Consider the following 18,051-nt stretch of genomic DNA (forward strand, 5'->3'; position numbering starts at 1 on the left):
ACTTTTAATAAAAAAGTACAAAATATACTTGCAATTATCAGAATTTTCATGTAAAATATATTTCAAATATAAAGCGATGAGAGAAAGCGTCTAAGACAACAGACAGAGAGTGCCCGGGGGGTGAGACGGCATGCAATCCTTAGACAACACATTCTTGAGTGCGTATGCAAAATCAAGGTTGAGAGTAGTGTACGACGGTGGGTTCACGTTACGAATCAGAAGTCTCGATACTTCGTGAGAGCAGATAGGCGACTGTCTGCTGAACTAAGGTGGAACCACGCCTCAAGCGTCCTTGCAAGATTTTTTTGCAAGGACTTTTTGTTTTCTCGTAGAGAAAGGAGCTAAGATGTCAGTGATAAAAGGTTTACGAAAGATTACCCCCTATGTAGCAGGTAGTCAGCCCAAGGAAAAAGATATTATTAAACTCAATACTAACGAAAATGCATATGGCCCAAGTCCAAAAGTTGCCCAAGCGCTTGTTGATTTTGATACTGATCATTTACGGAAATATTCAAGCTTAGATCAAGAAAGCTTAAGAACAGCTCTAGGCAAGAAACTAGAAATAGATCCAGATCAGATTATCATTGGAAATGGCTCAGATGATATCTTATCTATGGCTTTTCTTGCTTTTTTCAATGCTGATGAACCGATACTTTTTCCTGATATGACCTATGGTTTTTACAAAGTTTGGGCTGAGCTTTATCATATTAATTATCATGAAATTCCTCTCAATACTCGTTATGAAATTGAGACAGCTGATTATTTTGCGGAAAATGGTGGTATTGTGTTGACCAATCCTAATGCTCCAACTGGGATTTACAAACCTTTGGATGAAGTTGAGGAAATCATCAAGGCCAACCAAGATGTGGTTGTTATTATTGATGAAGCCTACATCAATTTTGGTGGTCAGACAGCTCTGCCCCTGCTTCAAAAATACGATAATGTTTTTATTACTCGAACTTTTTCAAAGGATGCCGCACTAGCAGGATTGCGGGTCGGTTATGGTATTGGAAGTCCTCGGTTGATGAAGGTTATCAATGCCATTAAAAATTCTATTAATCCTTATAATGTCAATAGTATTGCAGAATATCTAGCGGTTTCTGCTGTAGAATCTTGGGATTATTATCAGGAAAATTGCCAAAAAATAATAAAAACACGAGATTGGTTTAGCGAAAAATTAAGAAGTTTTGGATTTAATGTACTTGATTCGAAGACAAATTTTATTTTGACTGAGTCACAAGATGTTAGTGCCGAAGAGCTGTTCAACTATCTTCAGGATAAGAAAATCTATGTTCGTTATTTCCCAAACGTTAAACGTATTAAAAATTATTTGCGCATTTCCATAGGCACCCAGGCTGAGATGGAAAAAGTGGTCGAAACAATTCAGGAGTTGCTGTGATGAAAAAAACAAGTTTACCAACAGGTATGCATGACAAACTTTTTAAACGAGCGCGTGTCATGTATCAAATTGAAAGGGACATCAGTGATTTACTGATGGAACAAGGTTTTAATCGTATTGAAACACCAACTCTAGAACATTTTGAAGTTTTCTCAGATACCATCAATGCTAGCAACTATAATTTCTTTGATAAACAAGGGGAGTTGTTGAGTTTGAGACCTGATATCACCAGCCAGATTGGACGGGTGATTGCATCTACTCGTGTTAACACACCTGTTAAATTTTCTTATTCTGGCAAAGTCTTTAATTATAATGAAGAGATGCGTGGTTTGGCCAATGAACATACTCAGACTGGTATTGAAATTGTAGGTTTTCCAGCAAAAGATGCTTTGCAAGAGGCTATTCTATTAGCTAAGGAAGCCTTGGAGGTAGCAAGGCTAAAAAACTATCAATTTGAATTTTCTCATGCTGCTATTTTACAAACTATTTTTGATGAGTTAGATTTAGATAAGGATTTGGTTGAAGAGCTGTCAACGGCTATTCGGGATAAAAATATCACGGTTCTGCATGAATTTACCAAATCTAATTCCAGTGAATTTGATGCTTTTCTGAAAGAACTCCCGTTCTTATTTGGTGAGGCGACTTCAGTAATTACCAGAGCGCGTAATTTAGTTCAAAATAGCCAGGTGCTTGCTGCTCTGGATGACATTGAACATTTGCTTGGTTGGCTGGGAAATGACTTTGCTCAGGTAACTGTTGATTTAGGGCAGTTACCACGTATGCCTTATTATACTGGCATGATGTTTAAGGTTTTTGGAGAAAAGGTTCCAGATGCCTTCGTCTCAGGAGGCCGTTATGATAAACTTTTTGAGCGTTTTGGTGCTAAAAAACTAACTGCTGTAGGCTGGGCTATAGATGTGGACAGTATTTACCAAGCTATCCACGATGAGTTAAGTGATAGAGGAGGGGCAAGATGACTAATCAAATGACTATCGCCCTGACTAAGGGAAGGATTGAAAAAGATACGGTAGCTTTGTTGAAAAAAGCTGGCTTTGATATGAGTTTTATGGCTGATAAGGGACGCAATCTGATTTTTGAGAGTCCCGATAAGAAGTTCCGATTTTTATTGGTCAAAGCTCCCGATGTGACGACTTATGTTCGACATGGCGTTGCAGATATTGGTGTCGTTGGAAAGGATGTCCTCATTGAGCATCCAATGGGATATTTGGAAATGTTGGATTTGAACTTTGGACTTTGCAAGTTTTCTGTTGCTTCTGTACCAAGTTATAACCCCAATGATCATAAACGGAAGCGGATTGCGACCAAATACCCAACTGTGGCTAGAGATTATTTCAATAAAAAAGGAGAAGATGTTGAAATTATTTCTATTCAGGGCAGTGTTGAAATTTCACCTGTTCTAGGTCTAGCAGATGCTATTGTTGATATTGTCGAAACTGGTAATACATTGGTTGCCAATGGTTTGGTCGTCTTTGAAGATATCTGTCGCATATCAGCTCGGCTTATTGCCAATAAAGCTGCCATAAAAAATAATCCAGAACTTATGGCTTTTATCAAAAAAATTGAAGCTATTGTCGGAAACGAGGAGGTGCCTTTCAAATGAAACGTTTAAAAGGAAGTAATGAAGAAATTGCTGCCTTGCTTTATCAAGAACAGTTGGAATTAAGCAGGCAAAATGTAGATGTTGAGGCGAACGTGCGAACTATCATTGATGATGTGAAATCTCGAGGTGATAAGGCTTTGCAAGAATACTCTCTCAAATTTGATCATATCACTTTAACAGATTTTGAGGTAGGACAAGATTTGATTGACCACGCTTTTGCAGAGGTTGATCCAGCTGTCCTTACGGCTCTTGAAAAGGCAAAAGCGAATATTGAAAGTTACCACCGTCAACAATTAGAAAAAGGGTTTGAAGACGGCCCTACCGAAGGTGTCATTCGCGGTCAACTCATTCGTCCCATTGAGCGCGTAGGTGTCTATGTGCCGGGTGGAACAGCTGCTTATCCGTCTTCTGTTCTTATGAATGTTATTCCTGCTAAAATTGCAGGAGTCAAAGAAATCATCATGATTACACCTCCGCAAAAGGAATTTGTCCCAGCCATTCTGGTAGCTGCTAAACTGGCCGGTGTGGACAAGATTTATCAGGTTGGCGGTGCTCAAGGAATTGCTGCTTTGGCCTATGGAACAGAAAGTATTCCTAAAGTGGATAAAATCACTGGTCCTGGTAATATCTTTGTAGCTACGGCTAAGAAACAAGTTTTCGGGCTTGTTGGGATTGATATGATTGCAGGGCCATCAGAAATTGGTGTGATTGCGGATCAGACGGCTAATCCAATTTTTGTGGCGGCAGATCTGTTGTCGCAGGCTGAGCATGATAAATTGGCTCGCGCGATTTTGGTGACCAATTCTGAAACGTTGGCTGATGCGGTAGAGGCTGAGATTGAAAAACAACTGCAAACCTTGCCGCGTCAGGAAATTGCCCGCGCCTCTATCGAAAATAACGGTCGCATTATCATTGCTGAGAATGTAGATGACATGTTTGATCTCATGAACCAAGTTGCTCCAGAGCATTTGGAAGTGGCTATGGAAAATGCTTATGATTATCTAGATAAGATTGAAAATGCAGGTTCTATCTTCTTAGGACATTACACTAGTGAGCCTATTGGGGATTATTACGCTGGTGCCAATCATGTTCTACCAACCACCGCTACCAGTCGCTTTTCATCAGCTCTAGGGGTGCATGATTTTATCAAACGTATCCAATACACTCAATACAGCAAGGCTGCTGTCAATGCGGCTGAAAAGGATATTACTACCTTGGCTTATGCTGAAGGGTTGCAGGCCCATGCTAGAGCTATTGAGGTGAGAAATGACCAAAATTAAAGGATTGTTAGTCATGGACGTGGATTCAACCCTGGTCCAAGAAGAAGTGATTGATTTATTGGGAGAAGAGGCTGGTGTTGGTCAGCAAGTGGCTGCTATTACTGAGCGTGCCATGCGGGGAGAATTGGATTTTAAGCAAGCTCTGGCTGAGCGTGTGGCGACCTTGAAAGGACTATCAGAATCTATTTTTGACAAAGTTTATGCCCGCATCCATTTTAATAAAAATGCCAAGGAATTGGTGGAAGAGTTGCATGCGCGTGGTTATAAGGTTGGTCTAGTTTCAGGTGGCTTTCATGAGACGGTTGACCGACTGGCAGCAGAAGCCAATATTGACTATGTTATGGCCAACCACTTGGAGACGGCAGACGGCGTCCTGACAGGCCGAACCTATGGCGACATTGTGACCAAGGAAGTCAAGGTGCAAAAGCTCCGCGATTGGGCTGTTGAAAATGGGTTGACGCTGGCAGAGACTGTTGCCATGGGAGATGGCGCCAATGATTTGCCCATGATTCAGTCAGCCGGCATCGGTATCGCCTTTTGTGCCAAACCAATCGTACGCGAGCAGGCACCCTACCAAATCAATGAACCTGATTTGTATAAAGTGATTGAGATATTAGATGAGGTAAGAAAATGAGACAAGCGGAAATCGAACGCAATACCTTTGAAACCAAAATTAAATTGAGTCTAAATTTAGATGCTCAGGAACCTGTTGATATTCAAACAGGTGTAGGTTTTTTTGACCACATGCTAACCCTTTTTGCCCGTCATGGACGGCTGTCTTTGGTGGTTAAGGCTGACGGAGACCTTTGGGTGGACAGCCACCATACCGTAGAGGATGTGGGAATCGCTCTCGGTCAAGCCCTGCGCCAAGCTTTGGGAGATAAAGCGGGAATTAACCGCTATGGAACCAGTTTTGTGCCCATGGACGAAACACTTGGGATGGCCAGTCTTGATTTGTCAGGCCGTAGCTATTTAGTCTTTGACGCAACTTTTGACAATCCTAAGCTAGGCAATTTTGATACAGAGCTCGTTGAGGAATTTTTCCAAGCTCTTGCTTTTAATGTTCAAATGAATCTGCATTTGAAAATTCTGCACGGCAAGAACACCCACCACAAGGCAGAAAGTCTCTTTAAGGCGACCGGCCGCGCGCTTCGTGAAGCGGTAACGTTAAATCCCGAAATACATGGGGTAAACTCAACAAAAGGATCGTTGTGATATGAAAATAATTGTGATTGATTACGATGCAGGCAATACTGCTAATGTCTTGCGAGCGTTGAATAAGCTAGGGGTCAAAGCAGAACTGTCAGCTGATCCGCAAAAGATAACGGCAGCTTCGGGTTTGATTTTGCCAGGTGTGGGAGCCTTTCCTGCGGCAATGGCAGAGCTGGAAAAACGCGGTCTAGTATCTGCAATCAAGGAGGCTGTTGCTAAAGGAACTCCGCTCTTAGGGATCTGCCTTGGCATGCAATTATTAGTTGAAAAAGGGCTGGAACATCATGAAACGGCTGGTCTAGGCTTCATTCCCGGACTTTGTCAAGAAATTCCTGCTATGGCTGGCTATCCTGTTCCCCACATGGGCTGGAATGATTTACAGGTCAAGCAGGAGTCGCCGCTGACGACTGGCTTACAAGATCAAGCAGTTTATTTTGTGCACAGCTATTTTACAGATGTTCCTCAGGAATACATTGATGTAACCGCAGAATATTCTATTTCTGTTCCAGCCATGATTCACAAAGATAATGTCTTTGGCGCTCAATTTCACCCTGAAAAATCAGGGGATGTTGGACTGGGTATTCTCAAAAAATTTGTGGACTTGTGTGAGCGATGAAATAAATTATAAAGGATGGTTCATTTAGGTATTTTCTGAACTGAACCCATGCTAAGATTTAACGGAATAACCAAGTTATTTTTGTTAAGTAAATAAGAAAGAAAGGAATTGAGTTCGAGCTAAAAGCTCGGAATTTAGATGAGTTGTCTAAGGAATAAAGAGTCCTTATTACCTTCCTAAAATTCGATTGCTTTTTAGACGTTCTCGCATCATATATTATGCAAATTCTTCCTGCTATTGATATTAAAGATGGCCAGGCTGTCCGTCTCTTTAAAGGAGATTTTAATCAAAAAACAGTAGTCAATCCCGACGTTCTAGGACAGGCTCGCCTTTTTGCAGATGCCGGTATAGAGTTTATTCATGTGGTGGATTTAGATGGTGCCTTGGATGGGCGAGCCACCAATCGTGATTTGATAGCAGCACTGAAGGTGGCGACAGGCCTTGGTGTTGAAGTCGGCGGCGGCATTCGCACGCTCGAGCAGATTGAAGATTACCTCAATGTTGGTATTGACCGTGTTATCATTGGATCTATGGCAGTTAAAAATCCTAGCTTTGTCAAAGCTGCGCTGGATAAGTTTGGGGCAGATAAGATTGTCGTTGGTATTGATGCCAAAGATGGCTACGTTGCCACCGAGGGTTGGCTAGAAACAAGCACGGTTGATTATATTAGCTTAGCTAAAGAAATGGAAAAAATGGGTGTTAGTCTCTTTGTCTACACCGACGTTGACCGAGATGGTACACTGACTGGACCAAATTATGAGCATTACCAGCACTTGGTATCTGAACTGACCACAGCTAAAGTTATTGCTTCTGGTGGCATTGCAGATGTTGGCAATCTCACTAAACTTCAAGAAATTGGAGTAGCTGGCACTATCGTTGGCAAGGCCTATTATAATGGCAATATCAGCCTAGACCAATTAAAATCATTTGGAGGGTAAGATGCTAAAAAAACGAATTATTCCCTGCCTTGATGTCAAAGACGGTCGTGTGGTCAAGGGTGTTAATTTTGTCAATCTCACCGATGTTGGCGATCCCGTAGATTCAGCACGTGCTTATTACCAAGCTGGTTGCGATGAGTTGGTTTTCTTAGACATCACAGCGACATCTGACAATCGTGAAACAACAGTAGAGATGGTGCGGCACGTGGCTGATCAAGTTTTTATTCCTTTTACTGTTGGCGGTGGTATCCGTTCGGTCGAAGACATGAATAAAATGCTCAAAGCTGGTGCTGATAAAGTAGCAGTCAATTCATCTGCCCTTGCCAATCCGCAGCTAATAGCAGACTGTGCTCAGAAATTTGGTAACCAGTGTGTTGTGGTAGCTATTGATGCCAAAAAACAAACAGATGGGACATGGCATGTTTATGTGGCTGGCGGCCGCAAAGATACAGGTAAGGATTTAATTGAATGGGCAAAAGAAGCAGTCGGTTTGGGGGCTGGCGAAATTTTACTTACTTCCATGGATAAAGACGGAACCAAATCAGGATTTGACCTTAATATGTTAAATGCTGTGGCTGAGGTTGTGGATGTGCCTATCATTGCCTCGGGTGGTGCTGGAAATATTGAGAATATGGTGGAAGTCTTTGAAGAAACCCCAGCAACGGGTGCCTTAGCAGCCTCCATTTTCCACTATGGAGAAGTTGCTATCGCAGATACCAAGAAAGCCATGGCTGATGCGGGAATTGAGGTGAGACTGTGACAGAAATCAAACTGGATTTTGAAAAACAAAATGGACTGGTGCCAGTTATTGTGACGGATTACCAGACTAATCAAGTCCTTATGCTGGCCTATATGAATCAAGAGGCCTATCAACTGACCCTTGAAACCAAGCAAATGCATTATTGGAGCCGTTCTCGTAATGAAATTTGGCATAAAGGAGCTACAAGCGGGCACTATCAATACGTCAAATCCATCAAAACAGATTGTGACCAAGACACCCTGCTCATTGCTGTGGAGCAAGTTGGCGCAGCCTGCCATACGGGAGCTTATTCTTGCTTTTTTAATGAGATTTTCTAAAAGCAAGTTGAATAAACACGCCTTAGGACAACAGTTACACCTTACCAAGTACACTGTTTTGTCAGTTCAGTTTGATAGAATTTTGGACAGTTTTTTTTGTGAAAAACAAGTCTAATCCTACTATTTTTAAAGGAGTAAAAATGTTAGAAACACTATATCAAGAGGCTTTAGATCGAAAAAAAAATCCCAAAGAAGGATCTTATACCAACTATCTTTTCGATAAGGGGCTGGACAAGATTTTAAAGAAAGTCGGTGAGGAAGTCACCGAAGTTGTCATCGGTGCTAAAAATGAAGACAAAGAAGAAATTGCCAATGAAACAGCCGATGTCCTCTATCATTTGGCCGTTATGCTGGTTGAAACTGGCGTGACGCCGGACGATGTCAATAGAGTACTGGAAGATCGTCAGGGCAAAAAAAGCAATGTCCACGATCGTAAGGAAGTGACCGATTATTAGAGAAAACGTGAGGTAGTGCGATGACTTACCACTTTCACCGATATCAAGGCGATTTGTCTGACTTCTTTGACTAGGTTTTTACACAACAGTATGAAAACTTTTTTCAGGAAATAAAGCCCCGTGAACAAAAAGAAATATTTCAGTTTGTTCTAGAGAAAGAACAGCAAATTTTGGCGGTAGCGTCTTGTCAAAGGTTGTATGAGACACTGAAAATCTGTGATTTTGCTGTCAAAAGTCAGTATCAAAGGAAGGGTCTGGGAAGGTGTCTTCTCAAAGAGATTAAAAATTTTGCCAAAAAATCAGGCCTAAAAACGATTGTTTCAACCACACGCTCTTACCAAACTAGGGATTTTTACCTTAAGCAAGATTTTCAAATCTATGCAGTTTAGATGACCTTCCTTTTAAAGGTGTTAAAACTTATTACATGGCCTATAGAGTAGACTAAAAACTAGCATTATAAAAGTGCTAGTTTTCTCAGCTTAGTCGAAAAAATCTTGGAAAAACTTTGGATTTTTCATTTTACAAATACCTTCTGAAAATGCTATAATGTAATGTAACACTAAAATGGGATACTTCTGAGGAGGTGATGAATTGGCTGTTGACAAAGAAACGATTGCTGAGATAAAAAACAGTGTCAATATTGTTGATGTCATCGGAGAAGTGGTCAGCTTATCAAAGGCCGGTCGCAACTATCTGGGACTTTGCCCATTTCATAAGGAAAAAACTCCCTCCTTTAATGTCATTGAAGACCGCCAATTCTTTCATTGTTTCGGCTGCGGCAAATCTGGCGATGTTTTTAAATTTATTGAGGAATATCGTCAAGTCAGCTTTCTGGAAAGTGTTAGAATAGTAGCAGAACGGTCGGGAATTTCTGTTCAGGTTGAAACAACTCCTCAGCAAAATCGTTCTGCTCATCCCAATCAAGCTTTATTGGATATTCACCAAGATGCGGCTAAGTTTTATCATGCCGTTCTTATGACCACTAAGGTTGGTCAGGAAGCGCGAGCTTATTTGGCTGAACGGGGAATGACAGACCAACTTTTGGACGAATTCAATATCGGGTTGGCTCCTGACGAAGCGGATTTTTTCTACCGTCAAGTCAGTTCAAAGGACAAGTATGACGAAGTCACGCTGACCAATTCAGGTCTCTTTAACTTTTCAGAAGAAAATAATCGGTTTTACGATGCTTTTCGTAATCGTATCATGTTTCCTCTGACAGACGACTCAGGACATGTCATTGCCTTTTCGGGTCGTATTTGGACACAGGCTGATAGCGAGCAGAAACTAGCCAAGTACAAAAATTCACGCTCTACACCGATTTTCAACAAGTCCTATGAGATGTACCATTTGGACAAGGCTAAGGCTGTTGCGACTAAACAGCGTGAAATCTATCTTATGGAAGGTTTTATGGACGTTATCGCTGCCTATCAGGCGGGTATTGAAAATGCCGTCGCTTCTATGGGGACGGCGCTGACACCAGAACACGTTCAACATTTGAAAAAATTCACCAAAAAAGTAATTTTAACTTATGATGGTGACAATGCTGGGCAAAATGCCATCGCAAAGTCCTTAGAGATTTTGTCTGATATGCAGGTAGAAATTGTCCGCGTCCCCAATCAGATGGATCCAGATGAGTTTCTTCAAAAAAATTCTCCTGAGGCACTCCGGCAACTTTTGGAGCAGTCGCGTGTTTCTAGTGTTGAATTTTTTATTCATTATTTGAAGCCAGACAATATCGATAACCTTCAGGCTGAAATAGCCTATGTTGAAAAGATAGCACGAATCATCGTTCAATCACCGTCTATTACAGCTCAGAATGCCTATATCAATATGGTAGCGGAGCTTTTGCCAGACTACGATTATTTTCAGGTAGAACAAGCTGTTAACAATCAACGTTTGTCCAACCGCTCTGCTATTGCCCAAGAAACGAAACAAACGGCTATGCGAGTGGTTGATTTACCAGTGTCAAAATCATTAACAGCAGTGGTCAAAGCTGAGACTCAGCTTATGCATCGTTTGTTGCACTACGATTACCTGCTTAATGAATTTCGTAATCGTGATGATTTCTCTTTTGACACACCTGAACTACAAGAGTTGTATTTTTTACTGAAAAAACAAGGAGAAATCAGCACTATTGACTTGAATCAGATGGACGAGCCAGTTCGTCTGATGTATTATCGCGTTTTGGAGGAAAATTTGCCCAAAGAAATTGCGAATAATGAAATAGAGGCCATTGAGCATCGGAGAAAACAACTTTTACAAGAGCGCGAGATGCACAGGCATAGTAAGCAAGTTCGCGAATCTAGTAACCACGGCGATACCGATCAAGCTTTATTAGCTTTGCAACAACTTATTGCACAAAAAAGAAATATGGAATAGAGGAACCTATGGCAAACGAAAAAGAAATTACAACATTTAACGTTCAAGTTGCAGAATTTATCCGTAGCCACAAAAAAGAAGGAACAGCTGTTGATGATGAAGTTACAGAAAAGCTAGTTATTCCTTTTGCATTGGATGCAGATCAGATTGATAATCTCTTGGAACGTTTGACAGATGGCGGTATTTCGATTACCGATAAAGAGGGAAATCCATCAACAAAATACGTCGTTGAGGAACCTCAACCCGAAGAATTAACTGACGAAGAATTGCTGGGTTCCAACTCGGCTAAGGTCAATGATCCCGTCCGCATGTATTTGAAAGAGATTGGTGTGGTGCCACTTTTGACCAATGAAGAAGAAAAAGAATTAGCTGTTGCGGTTGCCGCAGGTGATTTGCAAGCAAAACAGCGTTTGGCTGAGGCTAATTTACGTTTGGTAGTTTCCATTGCTAAACGTTATGTTGGGCGTGGCATGCAGTTTCTTGATCTTATCCAAGAAGGTAACATGGGCTTGATGAAAGCCGTTGATAAATTTGATTATTCAAAAGGCTTCAAATTTTCAACCTATGCGACTTGGTGGATTCGTCAGGCTATCACTCGTGCTATCGCTGATCAAGCTCGTACCATTCGTATCCCTGTTCACATGGTGGAAACAATTAACAAATTGGTTCGTGAGCAGCGCAACTTGCTTCAAGAACTCGGTCAAGATCCAACACCAGAGCAAATTGCTGAGCGTATGGATATGACGCCAGATAAGGTCCGTGAAATTCTCAAAATTGCACAAGAGCCTGTTTCTCTAGAAACACCAATTGGTGAGGAAGATGATAGTCACCTTGGTGACTTCATTGAAGATGAAGTTATCGAAAATCCGGTTGACTATACAACCCGTGTGGTGCTGCGTGAGCAATTGGACGAAGTTTTGGATACACTTACTGATCGCGAGGAGAATGTGCTTCGCCTTCGTTTTGGACTCGACGATGGTAAAATGCGTACTCTTGAAGATGTTGGTAAAGTTTTCAATGTAACGCGTGAACGTATTCGTCAGATTGAAGCTAAAGCGCTTCGTAAACTTCGCCACCCAAGTCGTAGCAAGCAGCTTCGTGATTTCATTGAAGATTAATAAGTGAGGTAATTATGTCAGAAACTGTAAAATACACTGAAGAAGAAATTACTAAAATCAAGGACCGCATCCTAGAAGCTTTGGAAATGGTTATTGATCCTGAACTTGGTATTGATATTGTCAATCTTGGTCTAGTTTATGAGATACGTTTTGAACAAGATGGTCGTACGGAGATTGATATGACCTTAACAACGATGGGATGTCCACTAGCGGATCTTCTGACAAATCAAATCCACGATGTCATGAAAGATGTGCCAGAAGTGACCAGTGTTGAGGTTAAACTGGTTTGGTATCCAGCTTGGACAGTTGATAAAATGAGCCGTTATGCTCGTATTGCACTAGGTATCCGATAAAAAATGAAAAAGGGTGAAAAATCCCTTTTTTTGTTGTAAAATAGAATGGAACGAATAAAAAGGAGTACTCACATGATTTTAGTAACAGGTGCTAATGGCCAGTTAGGAACAGAATTACGCTATCTTTTAGATGAGCGCAATGAAGACTATGTGGCTGTCGATGTCGCAGAGATGGATATTACTGATGCAGATAAGGTGGAAGAGGTATTCTCTCAAGTCAAACCGACCTTGGTTTACCACTGCGCAGCCTACACTGCAGTTGATGCCGCTGAAGATGAAGGAAAAGAACTTAACTATGCCATCAATGTGACAGGTACGGAAAATGTCGCTAAAGCTGCTGCCAAATACGGTGCAACCCTGGTTTATATTTCAACAGACTACGTTTTTGATGGTGAAAAACCAGTTGGACAAGAGTGGTTGGAGACAGATACACCAGATCCAAAAACAGAATACGGTCGTACCAAACGTTTAGGTGAAGAAGCGGTTGAAAAATATGCGGACAAATTCTATATTATCCGTACCGCTTGGGTATTTGGTAATTATGGTAAAAACTTTGTCTTTACCATGCAAAATCTTGCCAAAACCCATGATACGCTAACAGTTGTCAATGATCAGCACGGTCGTCCAACTTGGACACGCACATTAGCAGAATTTATGACTTACTTAGCCGAAAACCAAAAAGCTTTTGGTTACTATCATTTGTCAAATGATGCCAAAGAAGACACAACCTGGTACGATTTTGCAGTTGAGATTCTCAAAGATAGTGATGTTGTCGTTAAACCAGTTGATTCAAGCTCATTCCCAGCTAAGGCCAAACGCCCATTAAACTCAACGATGAGTCTGGCTAAAACAAAGGCAACAGGTTTTGTTATCCCAACTTGGCAAGAGGCCTTGCAAGAGTTCTATAAACAAGGTAAAAAATAAGAATTACTTCATATTTTTAGAGTCTAGATTAGCATCTAGCTCTTTTTTATAATCTTTTAAGTTTTATTTTCAAAGGGTATTTAATACTTTTGAGAGCTAATCTGATATAATAGATGTATGGGAACGTTAAATCTTATTGTGACTTTATGCAGTCACTTTGTTTTTATTGGTATTAGCTATCAACTCTTAGCAACAATGGTTGATTGGTCTAAATTTATTAAATTAACCACGGAAAATATGTCGAAACTCCGTCTTTTAGTGCTATTTTTAAGTCTTGGTTTAGGTTACATGGTCAGTCACTTTTTCTTAGAACTGATTCAAGTTAGCCAAAATCTTTTTTTCATGTTCCGATAAAGGTATTATCTATCAAACTATGGTATAATCAAAGTCAGGATATTGTATAGAACGGAGTTATATTTTGGATAAAATTATCATTGAAGGTGGTCAAACACGCCTTGACGGAGAAGTGGTTATTGAGGGAGCTAAAAATGCTGTTCTTCCCTTACTTGCAGCGACTATTCTACCTGAAAGCGGAAAGACTATTTTGAGAAATGTCCCTATCTTATCAGACGTTTTCACGATGAACAACGTAGTCCGTGGATTGGGAATTTCTGTTGAATTTAATGAGGATGATAAGGAGATTACCGTTGATGCTACGGGTGACATTTTGGATGTTGCACCGTATGAGTACGTTAGCAAGATGCGGGCATCTATTGTTGTTTTGGGGCCAATTTTAGCACGTAATGGACACGCTAAGGTTTCTATGCCTGGTGGTTGTACAATTGGCAGTCGCCCTATTGATTTGCATTTAAAAGGTTTAGAAGCCATGGGGGCAAAAATAACGCAGCTTGGTGGAGATATTACTGCCGAAGCTGAAAAACTCCGCGGTGCTCATATTTATATGGATTTTCCATCAGTAGGAGCAACTCAAAATTTGATGATGGCAGCAACATTGGCTGAAGGAGTAACGACGATTGAAAATGCTGCGCGTGAACCGGAAATTGTGGATCTTGCCATTTTACTTAATGAAATGGGGGCTCAGGTTCGTGGTGCGGGAACGGAAACACTTGTCATTACTGGAGTTGATAGCCTTCACGGTGCTGAACACGATGTTGTTCAGGATCGCATTGAAGCGGGAACCTTTATGGTAGCTGCAGCTATGACCTCTGGAAATGTTCTTATCAAAGCTGCCGTCTGGGAGCATAATAGACCTTTGATTTCAAAATTGATGGAGATGGGAGTCAGTGTTACTGAGGAAGAAAATGGTATTCGTGTGCAGGCAGAGCTTGATAACTTACGTCCTGTAACAGTTAAAACTCTGCCACATCCAGGCTTCCCAACGGATATGCAAGCCCAATTTACTGCGCTTATGGCGATTGTTAAAGGGGAGTCGACCATGATCGAAACAGTTTTTGAGAATCGTTTCCAACATCTGGAAGAAATGCGTCGCATGGGTCTGCATTCAGAGATTCTTCGTGATACGGCATTGATTCATGGTGGGCACGATTTACAAGGAGCGCCAGTTATGTCAACTGATTTACGAGCTAGTGCTGCTCTTATTTTGACAGGACTTGTTGCCAATGGCACAACGATTGTTGGAAAATTAACACATTTAGATCGTGGTTATTATCAATTTCATGAAAAGTTGGCCAAACTCGGTGCCAATATTAGACGAGTTAGCGAGGCTTAAAGATGAATAGTGGTTGGAAGTATGTTTTAAAACAAATCTCACTCGTTCTCTTGGTAGCTCTGCTATCATGCCTTTGTCTAGCTATTGGCTTGATGATTGGTTACAGCTTTATGGGAAATGGAAAGAACCCTCTATCTATCCTTTCAGTGGATAAGTGGGAGTCTATCATTGGAAAATTCACAGGAAAGTAGGGATACCACCTACTTTTTCTTAAAATTTGAAGAGGGATAATGAGAAAGAAAAGACAAAAATCAATTATTTCAGTCCTAGTTTTCCTAGTGACTGTAATTACCATCGCGGTTGTTAATAGCGGAGCTATTCCTGACAAGTCTCCTTTAAAGCAAGTGGCACAATTCGTTTTAAAAACTGATAATGAAACTTCGCAAGCAGGCAAATCGGTTGATACAAGCGGGCGACCGGATCAAGTGTTAGCAGAGTCTGTTCTTACGGCGGAGGTCAAAAATCAGCTTGGGAAGAAAATAGAATGGAATCAAGCAGGCGCTTTTATTATCAATAATAATCAGACGAGTTTAAAAGCAGATGTTGCAAGCGTACCATATGCTACCAATAAAACAAAATATGTGAGAGGGGAAAAAGTGCCGACAGTGGCTAATGCTCTTTTATCGAAAGCTACACGGCAATATGAAAGCCGTGAAAAGACTGGTAACGGAGGAAGTAGTTGGCGACCAGCAGGTTGGCATCAATTGACTGATTTAACAGGCGATTATGATCATGCAGTGGATCGTGGACACCTTTTAGCCTATTCCTTGGTAGGAGGCTTGAAGGGATTTGATGCTTCAATGAGTAATTCAGATAATATTGCTACGCAAGCTGCCTGGGCCAATCAAGCAAATTCTCAAGAGTCAACTGGACAAAATTACTATGAAACACTTGTTAGAAAAGCTCTAGATAATAAAAAACGTGTTCGCTATCGCGTGACTTTGATTTATCAGGGAGATAACATTCTAGCAAGCGGGGTGCATCTTGAAGCTAAATCATCAGATGGGAGTTTAGAATTTAATGTCTTTGTACCCAATGTTCAAAATGGTTTAGTTTTTGATTATTATTCAGGGGAAGTCAAAGAAAGTAGCTGATTATGGAAACAATCAACATTACAAAAGAGTTGCGTTTGTTACCTTTTCAAGCAGATATGATGAAGTTAAGAGTGGCTCTCATTTGGTATCAGGATAAAGAACTTTTGAATCAGGTTAATGGCACAACTGAATCTTATGATTTAGAACGCCTTGTGCGTATGTATGATTATCAGAAAAAACACGGGGAATTGTATTTTATCGAGATTTTTGATAGTGGAAAATGGTTACCAATTGGAGATGTTTGTCTATCTAGAGATGACTTCGCTATTGTCATTGGAAATAGAAACTATCAGGAACAGGGAATAGGGAAATTGGTGCTAAATGCTATGATTGCTCGAGCTAAATCTTTGGGATTTGATACAATACAGGTTCAAGAAATTTATGATTTCAACAAACGTTTCCAGAATCTTTTTTTATCCGCAGGCTTTAAAGTGAATCAATTGACTTCTAATGGTAGATCTTATTGTTTAAAACTTGAGAAATAGATTCTGTATCCGTTTACATTCATTGACTTTAGGTGTATAATAAAGATGTAAAAAGTAGGATGTTTCTTCCAGAAGGAGGTTGTCATGATTTACTTATTTATCAGCTTAATAGCTTTAGCATTATTGATTGTCATTGGTGTGCCCTATCTTATTGATGACTTTGAAGTGATGCAAGCTTTCAAGAAAAAGTCAGGGGAATCGATATCAGATCAGTTAATGGAAATGATGGGATTTCACAGACCTTCACACGGTTAGAGGTTGAGGCAAGGGTCTCAGCTTACTTCTTAGAGTTCATGTTAAAATTTTCAACGCAGTAGTTGATTGCCAGATTTGTTTGTGTTTTACACTCCAATCTGTTCTTACAACTATGCGGAATGGGATTTTGATATGAACTTTTTTATTTGTTAAATTTTTCTTGTGTTTGTTTAAAAATACATTTAAATAGCAAAAAAATTTATTTTTATAAAAAATATATTGACAAACGAATAAATATAAAGTAAAATGAATATATATCAAAAAAGAAAAGAGAAAATTTATGAAATTAGTAAAAGTATTTAGTGGTTTAGCACTTACGGCATCAGTATTATTATTAACAGCTTGTGGTTCAGGTCAAAAGGAAGACACTTCGCTTAAGGATATTCAAGACAAGGGAACTTTGACCGTGGCCATGAATCCCGAATTTGCGCCATTTGAATTCAAAACCTTGGTTAACGGTAAAGATACCATTGTTGGTGCAGATGTAGAGATTGCCAATGCTATTGGAAAAGAACTAGGCGTTAAAGTAAAATTTTCTTCTATGTCTTTTAATAACGTCTTGGCAAGTCTTCAGTCAGGCAAAGCTGATATTGCAATTTCAGGGATTTCAGCTACAAAAGAGCGTGCAAAAGTTTATGATTTTTCAGAAAGTTACTATGAATCTGTTAATGTTGTCATTGTCAAAAAATCTGACTTGAGTAAATATACATCAACAGCTGATTTTGAAAATGCATCAGTGGCAACTCAAAAGGGAACTATTCAAGAAATGGTTGCCAAAGATCAACTAAAAGGAGCAAAAGTTGTCTCTCTTGTTCAAAACGGGGAAATGATTAATGAATTAAAGAGTTCACAAGTTGATGCTGTTGTCTTTGAAAAACCAATTGCAGAAGCCTATGTGGCTAAAAACGATGACCTTGCTATCGCAGAAGTCAAATTAGAGTCTTCTGATTCTGATGCTTACGCTGTTGCCATGCCAAAGGGAAGTACAGCATTGAAAGAAAAAATCGACAAGGTTATTAAAGAATTGAAGGATTCAGGTAAGATTGATCAATTCGTTCAAGATGCCTATGACTTGTCAGTCTCTGGTGCAGAATAACATTCGGTAGAAATGACATTGAAAAACTAAATTAAAGTAATCGTTATTGCATTTAGTAG

At 40.2% G+C, this 18,051-nt stretch carries 23 protein-coding genes; all 23 read left to right on the forward strand.

Annotated elements, in window-relative coordinates; translation table 11 throughout:
- The first annotated feature begins 346 nt into the window (after positions 1-346).
- Positions 347-1,399 (forward strand): histidinol-phosphate transaminase, encoded by a 1,053-nt coding sequence (gene hisC / locus ABZ559_RS06040; protein ID WP_367007533.1) that lies wholly within the window; start codon positions 347-349, stop codon positions 1,397-1,399.
- The gene (locus tag ABZ559_RS06045; protein ID WP_277290776.1) at positions 1,399-2,376 is read left to right on the forward strand and encodes an ATP phosphoribosyltransferase regulatory subunit; all 978 of its coding nucleotides are present in this window, start codon (positions 1,399-1,401) and stop codon (positions 2,374-2,376) included. Before hisC ends, ABZ559_RS06045 begins: the two co-directional genes overlap by 1 nt.
- Positions 2,373-3,020 (forward strand): ATP phosphoribosyltransferase, encoded by a 648-nt coding sequence (gene hisG, locus ABZ559_RS06050; RefSeq protein WP_273403476.1) that lies wholly within the window; start codon positions 2,373-2,375, stop codon positions 3,018-3,020. Before ABZ559_RS06045 ends, hisG begins: the two co-directional genes overlap by 4 nt.
- Positions 3,017-4,300, forward strand: a complete 1,284-nt coding sequence (gene hisD / locus ABZ559_RS06055; RefSeq protein WP_367007534.1) for a histidinol dehydrogenase — start codon at positions 3,017-3,019, stop codon at positions 4,298-4,300. The genes hisG and hisD overlap by 4 nt, the downstream gene beginning before the upstream one ends.
- Entirely contained in the window at positions 4,287-4,934 is a 648-nt protein-coding gene (gene serB, locus ABZ559_RS06060) for a phosphoserine phosphatase SerB (protein WP_367007535.1), read from the forward strand. The genes hisD and serB overlap by 14 nt, the downstream gene beginning before the upstream one ends.
- Positions 4,931-5,515: an imidazoleglycerol-phosphate dehydratase HisB gene (gene hisB / locus ABZ559_RS06065; RefSeq protein ID WP_367007536.1), complete on the forward strand. Its 585-nt coding sequence runs from the start codon at positions 4,931-4,933 to the stop codon at positions 5,513-5,515. The genes serB and hisB overlap by 4 nt, the downstream gene beginning before the upstream one ends.
- A gap of 1 nt (position 5,516) precedes the next feature.
- On the forward strand, positions 5,517-6,128 hold the full coding sequence (hisH, locus tag ABZ559_RS06070) for an imidazole glycerol phosphate synthase subunit HisH (protein WP_367007537.1): 612 nt from the start codon (positions 5,517-5,519) through the stop codon (positions 6,126-6,128).
- A gap of 218 nt (positions 6,129-6,346) precedes the next feature.
- Positions 6,347-7,066: a 1-(5-phosphoribosyl)-5-[(5-phosphoribosylamino)methylideneamino]imidazole-4-carboxamide isomerase gene (hisA, locus tag ABZ559_RS06075; RefSeq protein ID WP_321058527.1), complete on the forward strand. Its 720-nt coding sequence runs from the start codon at positions 6,347-6,349 to the stop codon at positions 7,064-7,066.
- A gap of 1 nt (position 7,067) precedes the next feature.
- Positions 7,068-7,826, forward strand: coding sequence for an imidazole glycerol phosphate synthase subunit HisF (hisF, locus tag ABZ559_RS06080; RefSeq protein WP_367007538.1), 759 nt, complete (start codon positions 7,068-7,070; stop codon positions 7,824-7,826).
- Positions 7,823-8,143 (forward strand): phosphoribosyl-AMP cyclohydrolase, encoded by a 321-nt coding sequence (gene hisI, locus ABZ559_RS06085; protein ID WP_317335960.1) that lies wholly within the window; start codon positions 7,823-7,825, stop codon positions 8,141-8,143. The genes hisF and hisI overlap by 4 nt, the downstream gene beginning before the upstream one ends.
- A 140-nt stretch (positions 8,144-8,283) precedes the next feature.
- The gene (hisE, locus tag ABZ559_RS06090) at positions 8,284-8,598 is read left to right on the forward strand and encodes a phosphoribosyl-ATP diphosphatase (RefSeq protein ID WP_367007539.1); all 315 of its coding nucleotides are present in this window, start codon (positions 8,284-8,286) and stop codon (positions 8,596-8,598) included.
- A 134-nt stretch (positions 8,599-8,732) separates the two neighbouring features.
- Entirely contained in the window at positions 8,733-8,987 is a 255-nt protein-coding gene (locus tag ABZ559_RS06095; RefSeq protein ID WP_367007634.1) for a GNAT family N-acetyltransferase, read from the forward strand.
- 202 nt (positions 8,988-9,189) lie between these two features.
- Complete coding sequence (gene dnaG, locus ABZ559_RS06100) at positions 9,190-10,977, forward strand: DNA primase (protein ID WP_367007540.1); 1,788 nt, start codon at positions 9,190-9,192, stop codon at positions 10,975-10,977.
- An 8-nt stretch (positions 10,978-10,985) separates the two neighbouring features.
- Positions 10,986-12,095, forward strand: coding sequence for an RNA polymerase sigma factor RpoD (gene rpoD / locus ABZ559_RS06105; RefSeq protein WP_018376600.1), 1,110 nt, complete (start codon positions 10,986-10,988; stop codon positions 12,093-12,095).
- A gap of 14 nt (positions 12,096-12,109) precedes the next feature.
- Complete coding sequence (locus tag ABZ559_RS06110) at positions 12,110-12,448, forward strand: metal-sulfur cluster assembly factor (protein ID WP_018376599.1); 339 nt, start codon at positions 12,110-12,112, stop codon at positions 12,446-12,448.
- Positions 12,449-12,520: 72 nt separating this feature from the next.
- On the forward strand, positions 12,521-13,372 hold the full coding sequence (gene rfbD, locus ABZ559_RS06115) for a dTDP-4-dehydrorhamnose reductase (protein WP_018376598.1): 852 nt from the start codon (positions 12,521-12,523) through the stop codon (positions 13,370-13,372).
- A gap of 117 nt (positions 13,373-13,489) precedes the next feature.
- Entirely contained in the window at positions 13,490-13,726 is a 237-nt protein-coding gene (locus ABZ559_RS06120; protein ID WP_367007541.1) for a DUF1146 family protein, read from the forward strand.
- Positions 13,727-13,790: 64 nt separating this feature from the next.
- A complete protein-coding gene (gene murA, locus ABZ559_RS06125) occupies positions 13,791-15,062 on the forward strand; it encodes a UDP-N-acetylglucosamine 1-carboxyvinyltransferase (protein WP_367007542.1) in 1,272 nt (423 codons plus the stop codon).
- 2 nt (positions 15,063-15,064) lie between these two features.
- The gene (locus ABZ559_RS06130) at positions 15,065-15,253 is read left to right on the forward strand and encodes a DNA-directed RNA polymerase subunit beta (protein ID WP_018376595.1); all 189 of its coding nucleotides are present in this window, start codon (positions 15,065-15,067) and stop codon (positions 15,251-15,253) included.
- A 39-nt stretch (positions 15,254-15,292) separates the two neighbouring features.
- Positions 15,293-16,156, forward strand: a complete 864-nt coding sequence (locus tag ABZ559_RS06135; RefSeq protein ID WP_367007543.1) for a DNA/RNA non-specific endonuclease — start codon at positions 15,293-15,295, stop codon at positions 16,154-16,156.
- 2 nt (positions 16,157-16,158) lie between these two features.
- Positions 16,159-16,641, forward strand: coding sequence for a GNAT family N-acetyltransferase (locus ABZ559_RS06140; RefSeq protein WP_018376593.1), 483 nt, complete (start codon positions 16,159-16,161; stop codon positions 16,639-16,641).
- 84 nt (positions 16,642-16,725) lie between these two features.
- Positions 16,726-16,896 carry a hypothetical protein gene (locus ABZ559_RS06145; protein WP_018376592.1) on the forward strand — a complete coding sequence of 57 codons (171 nt, stop codon included), beginning with the start codon at positions 16,726-16,728 and terminating at the stop codon, positions 16,894-16,896.
- A gap of 280 nt (positions 16,897-17,176) precedes the next feature.
- On the forward strand, positions 17,177-17,992 hold the full coding sequence (locus ABZ559_RS06150) for a transporter substrate-binding domain-containing protein (protein ID WP_018376161.1): 816 nt from the start codon (positions 17,177-17,179) through the stop codon (positions 17,990-17,992).
- The last annotated feature ends 59 nt before the right edge of the window (positions 17,993-18,051 follow it).

Source organism: Streptococcus sp. ZY19097, assembly GCF_040731245.1.
Taxonomy (GTDB): domain Bacteria; phylum Bacillota; class Bacilli; order Lactobacillales; family Streptococcaceae; genus Streptococcus; species Streptococcus orisratti.

Bases quoted from the DNA above. Each gene is read 5' to 3' on its own strand.
- hisC (WP_367007533.1), top strand. From the start codon at position 347: ATGTCAGTGATAAAAGGTTTACGAAAGATTACCCCCTATGTAGCAGGT.
- ABZ559_RS06045 (WP_277290776.1), top strand. From the start codon at position 1,399: ATGAAAAAAACAAGTTTACCAACAGGTATGCATGACAAACTTTTTAAA.
- hisG (WP_273403476.1), top strand. From the start codon at position 2,373: ATGACTAATCAAATGACTATCGCCCTGACTAAGGGAAGGATTGAAAAA.
- hisD (WP_367007534.1), top strand. From the start codon at position 3,017: ATGAAACGTTTAAAAGGAAGTAATGAAGAAATTGCTGCCTTGCTTTAT.
- serB (WP_367007535.1), top strand. From the start codon at position 4,287: ATGACCAAAATTAAAGGATTGTTAGTCATGGACGTGGATTCAACCCTG.
- hisB (WP_367007536.1), top strand. From the start codon at position 4,931: ATGAGACAAGCGGAAATCGAACGCAATACCTTTGAAACCAAAATTAAA.
- hisH (WP_367007537.1), top strand. From the start codon at position 5,517: ATGAAAATAATTGTGATTGATTACGATGCAGGCAATACTGCTAATGTC.
- hisA (WP_321058527.1), top strand. From the start codon at position 6,347: ATGCAAATTCTTCCTGCTATTGATATTAAAGATGGCCAGGCTGTCCGT.
- hisF (WP_367007538.1), top strand. From the start codon at position 7,068: ATGCTAAAAAAACGAATTATTCCCTGCCTTGATGTCAAAGACGGTCGT.
- hisE (WP_367007539.1), top strand. From the start codon at position 8,284: ATGTTAGAAACACTATATCAAGAGGCTTTAGATCGAAAAAAAAATCCC.
- rpoD (WP_018376600.1), top strand. From the start codon at position 10,986: ATGGCAAACGAAAAAGAAATTACAACATTTAACGTTCAAGTTGCAGAA.
- ABZ559_RS06110 (WP_018376599.1), top strand. From the start codon at position 12,110: ATGTCAGAAACTGTAAAATACACTGAAGAAGAAATTACTAAAATCAAG.
- rfbD (WP_018376598.1), top strand. From the start codon at position 12,521: ATGATTTTAGTAACAGGTGCTAATGGCCAGTTAGGAACAGAATTACGC.
- ABZ559_RS06120 (WP_367007541.1), top strand. From the start codon at position 13,490: ATGGGAACGTTAAATCTTATTGTGACTTTATGCAGTCACTTTGTTTTT.
- ABZ559_RS06130 (WP_018376595.1), top strand. From the start codon at position 15,065: ATGAATAGTGGTTGGAAGTATGTTTTAAAACAAATCTCACTCGTTCTC.
- ABZ559_RS06135 (WP_367007543.1), top strand. From the start codon at position 15,293: ATGAGAAAGAAAAGACAAAAATCAATTATTTCAGTCCTAGTTTTCCTA.
- ABZ559_RS06140 (WP_018376593.1), top strand. From the start codon at position 16,159: ATGGAAACAATCAACATTACAAAAGAGTTGCGTTTGTTACCTTTTCAA.
- ABZ559_RS06145 (WP_018376592.1), top strand. From the start codon at position 16,726: ATGATTTACTTATTTATCAGCTTAATAGCTTTAGCATTATTGATTGTC.
- ABZ559_RS06150 (WP_018376161.1), top strand. From the start codon at position 17,177: ATGAAATTAGTAAAAGTATTTAGTGGTTTAGCACTTACGGCATCAGTA.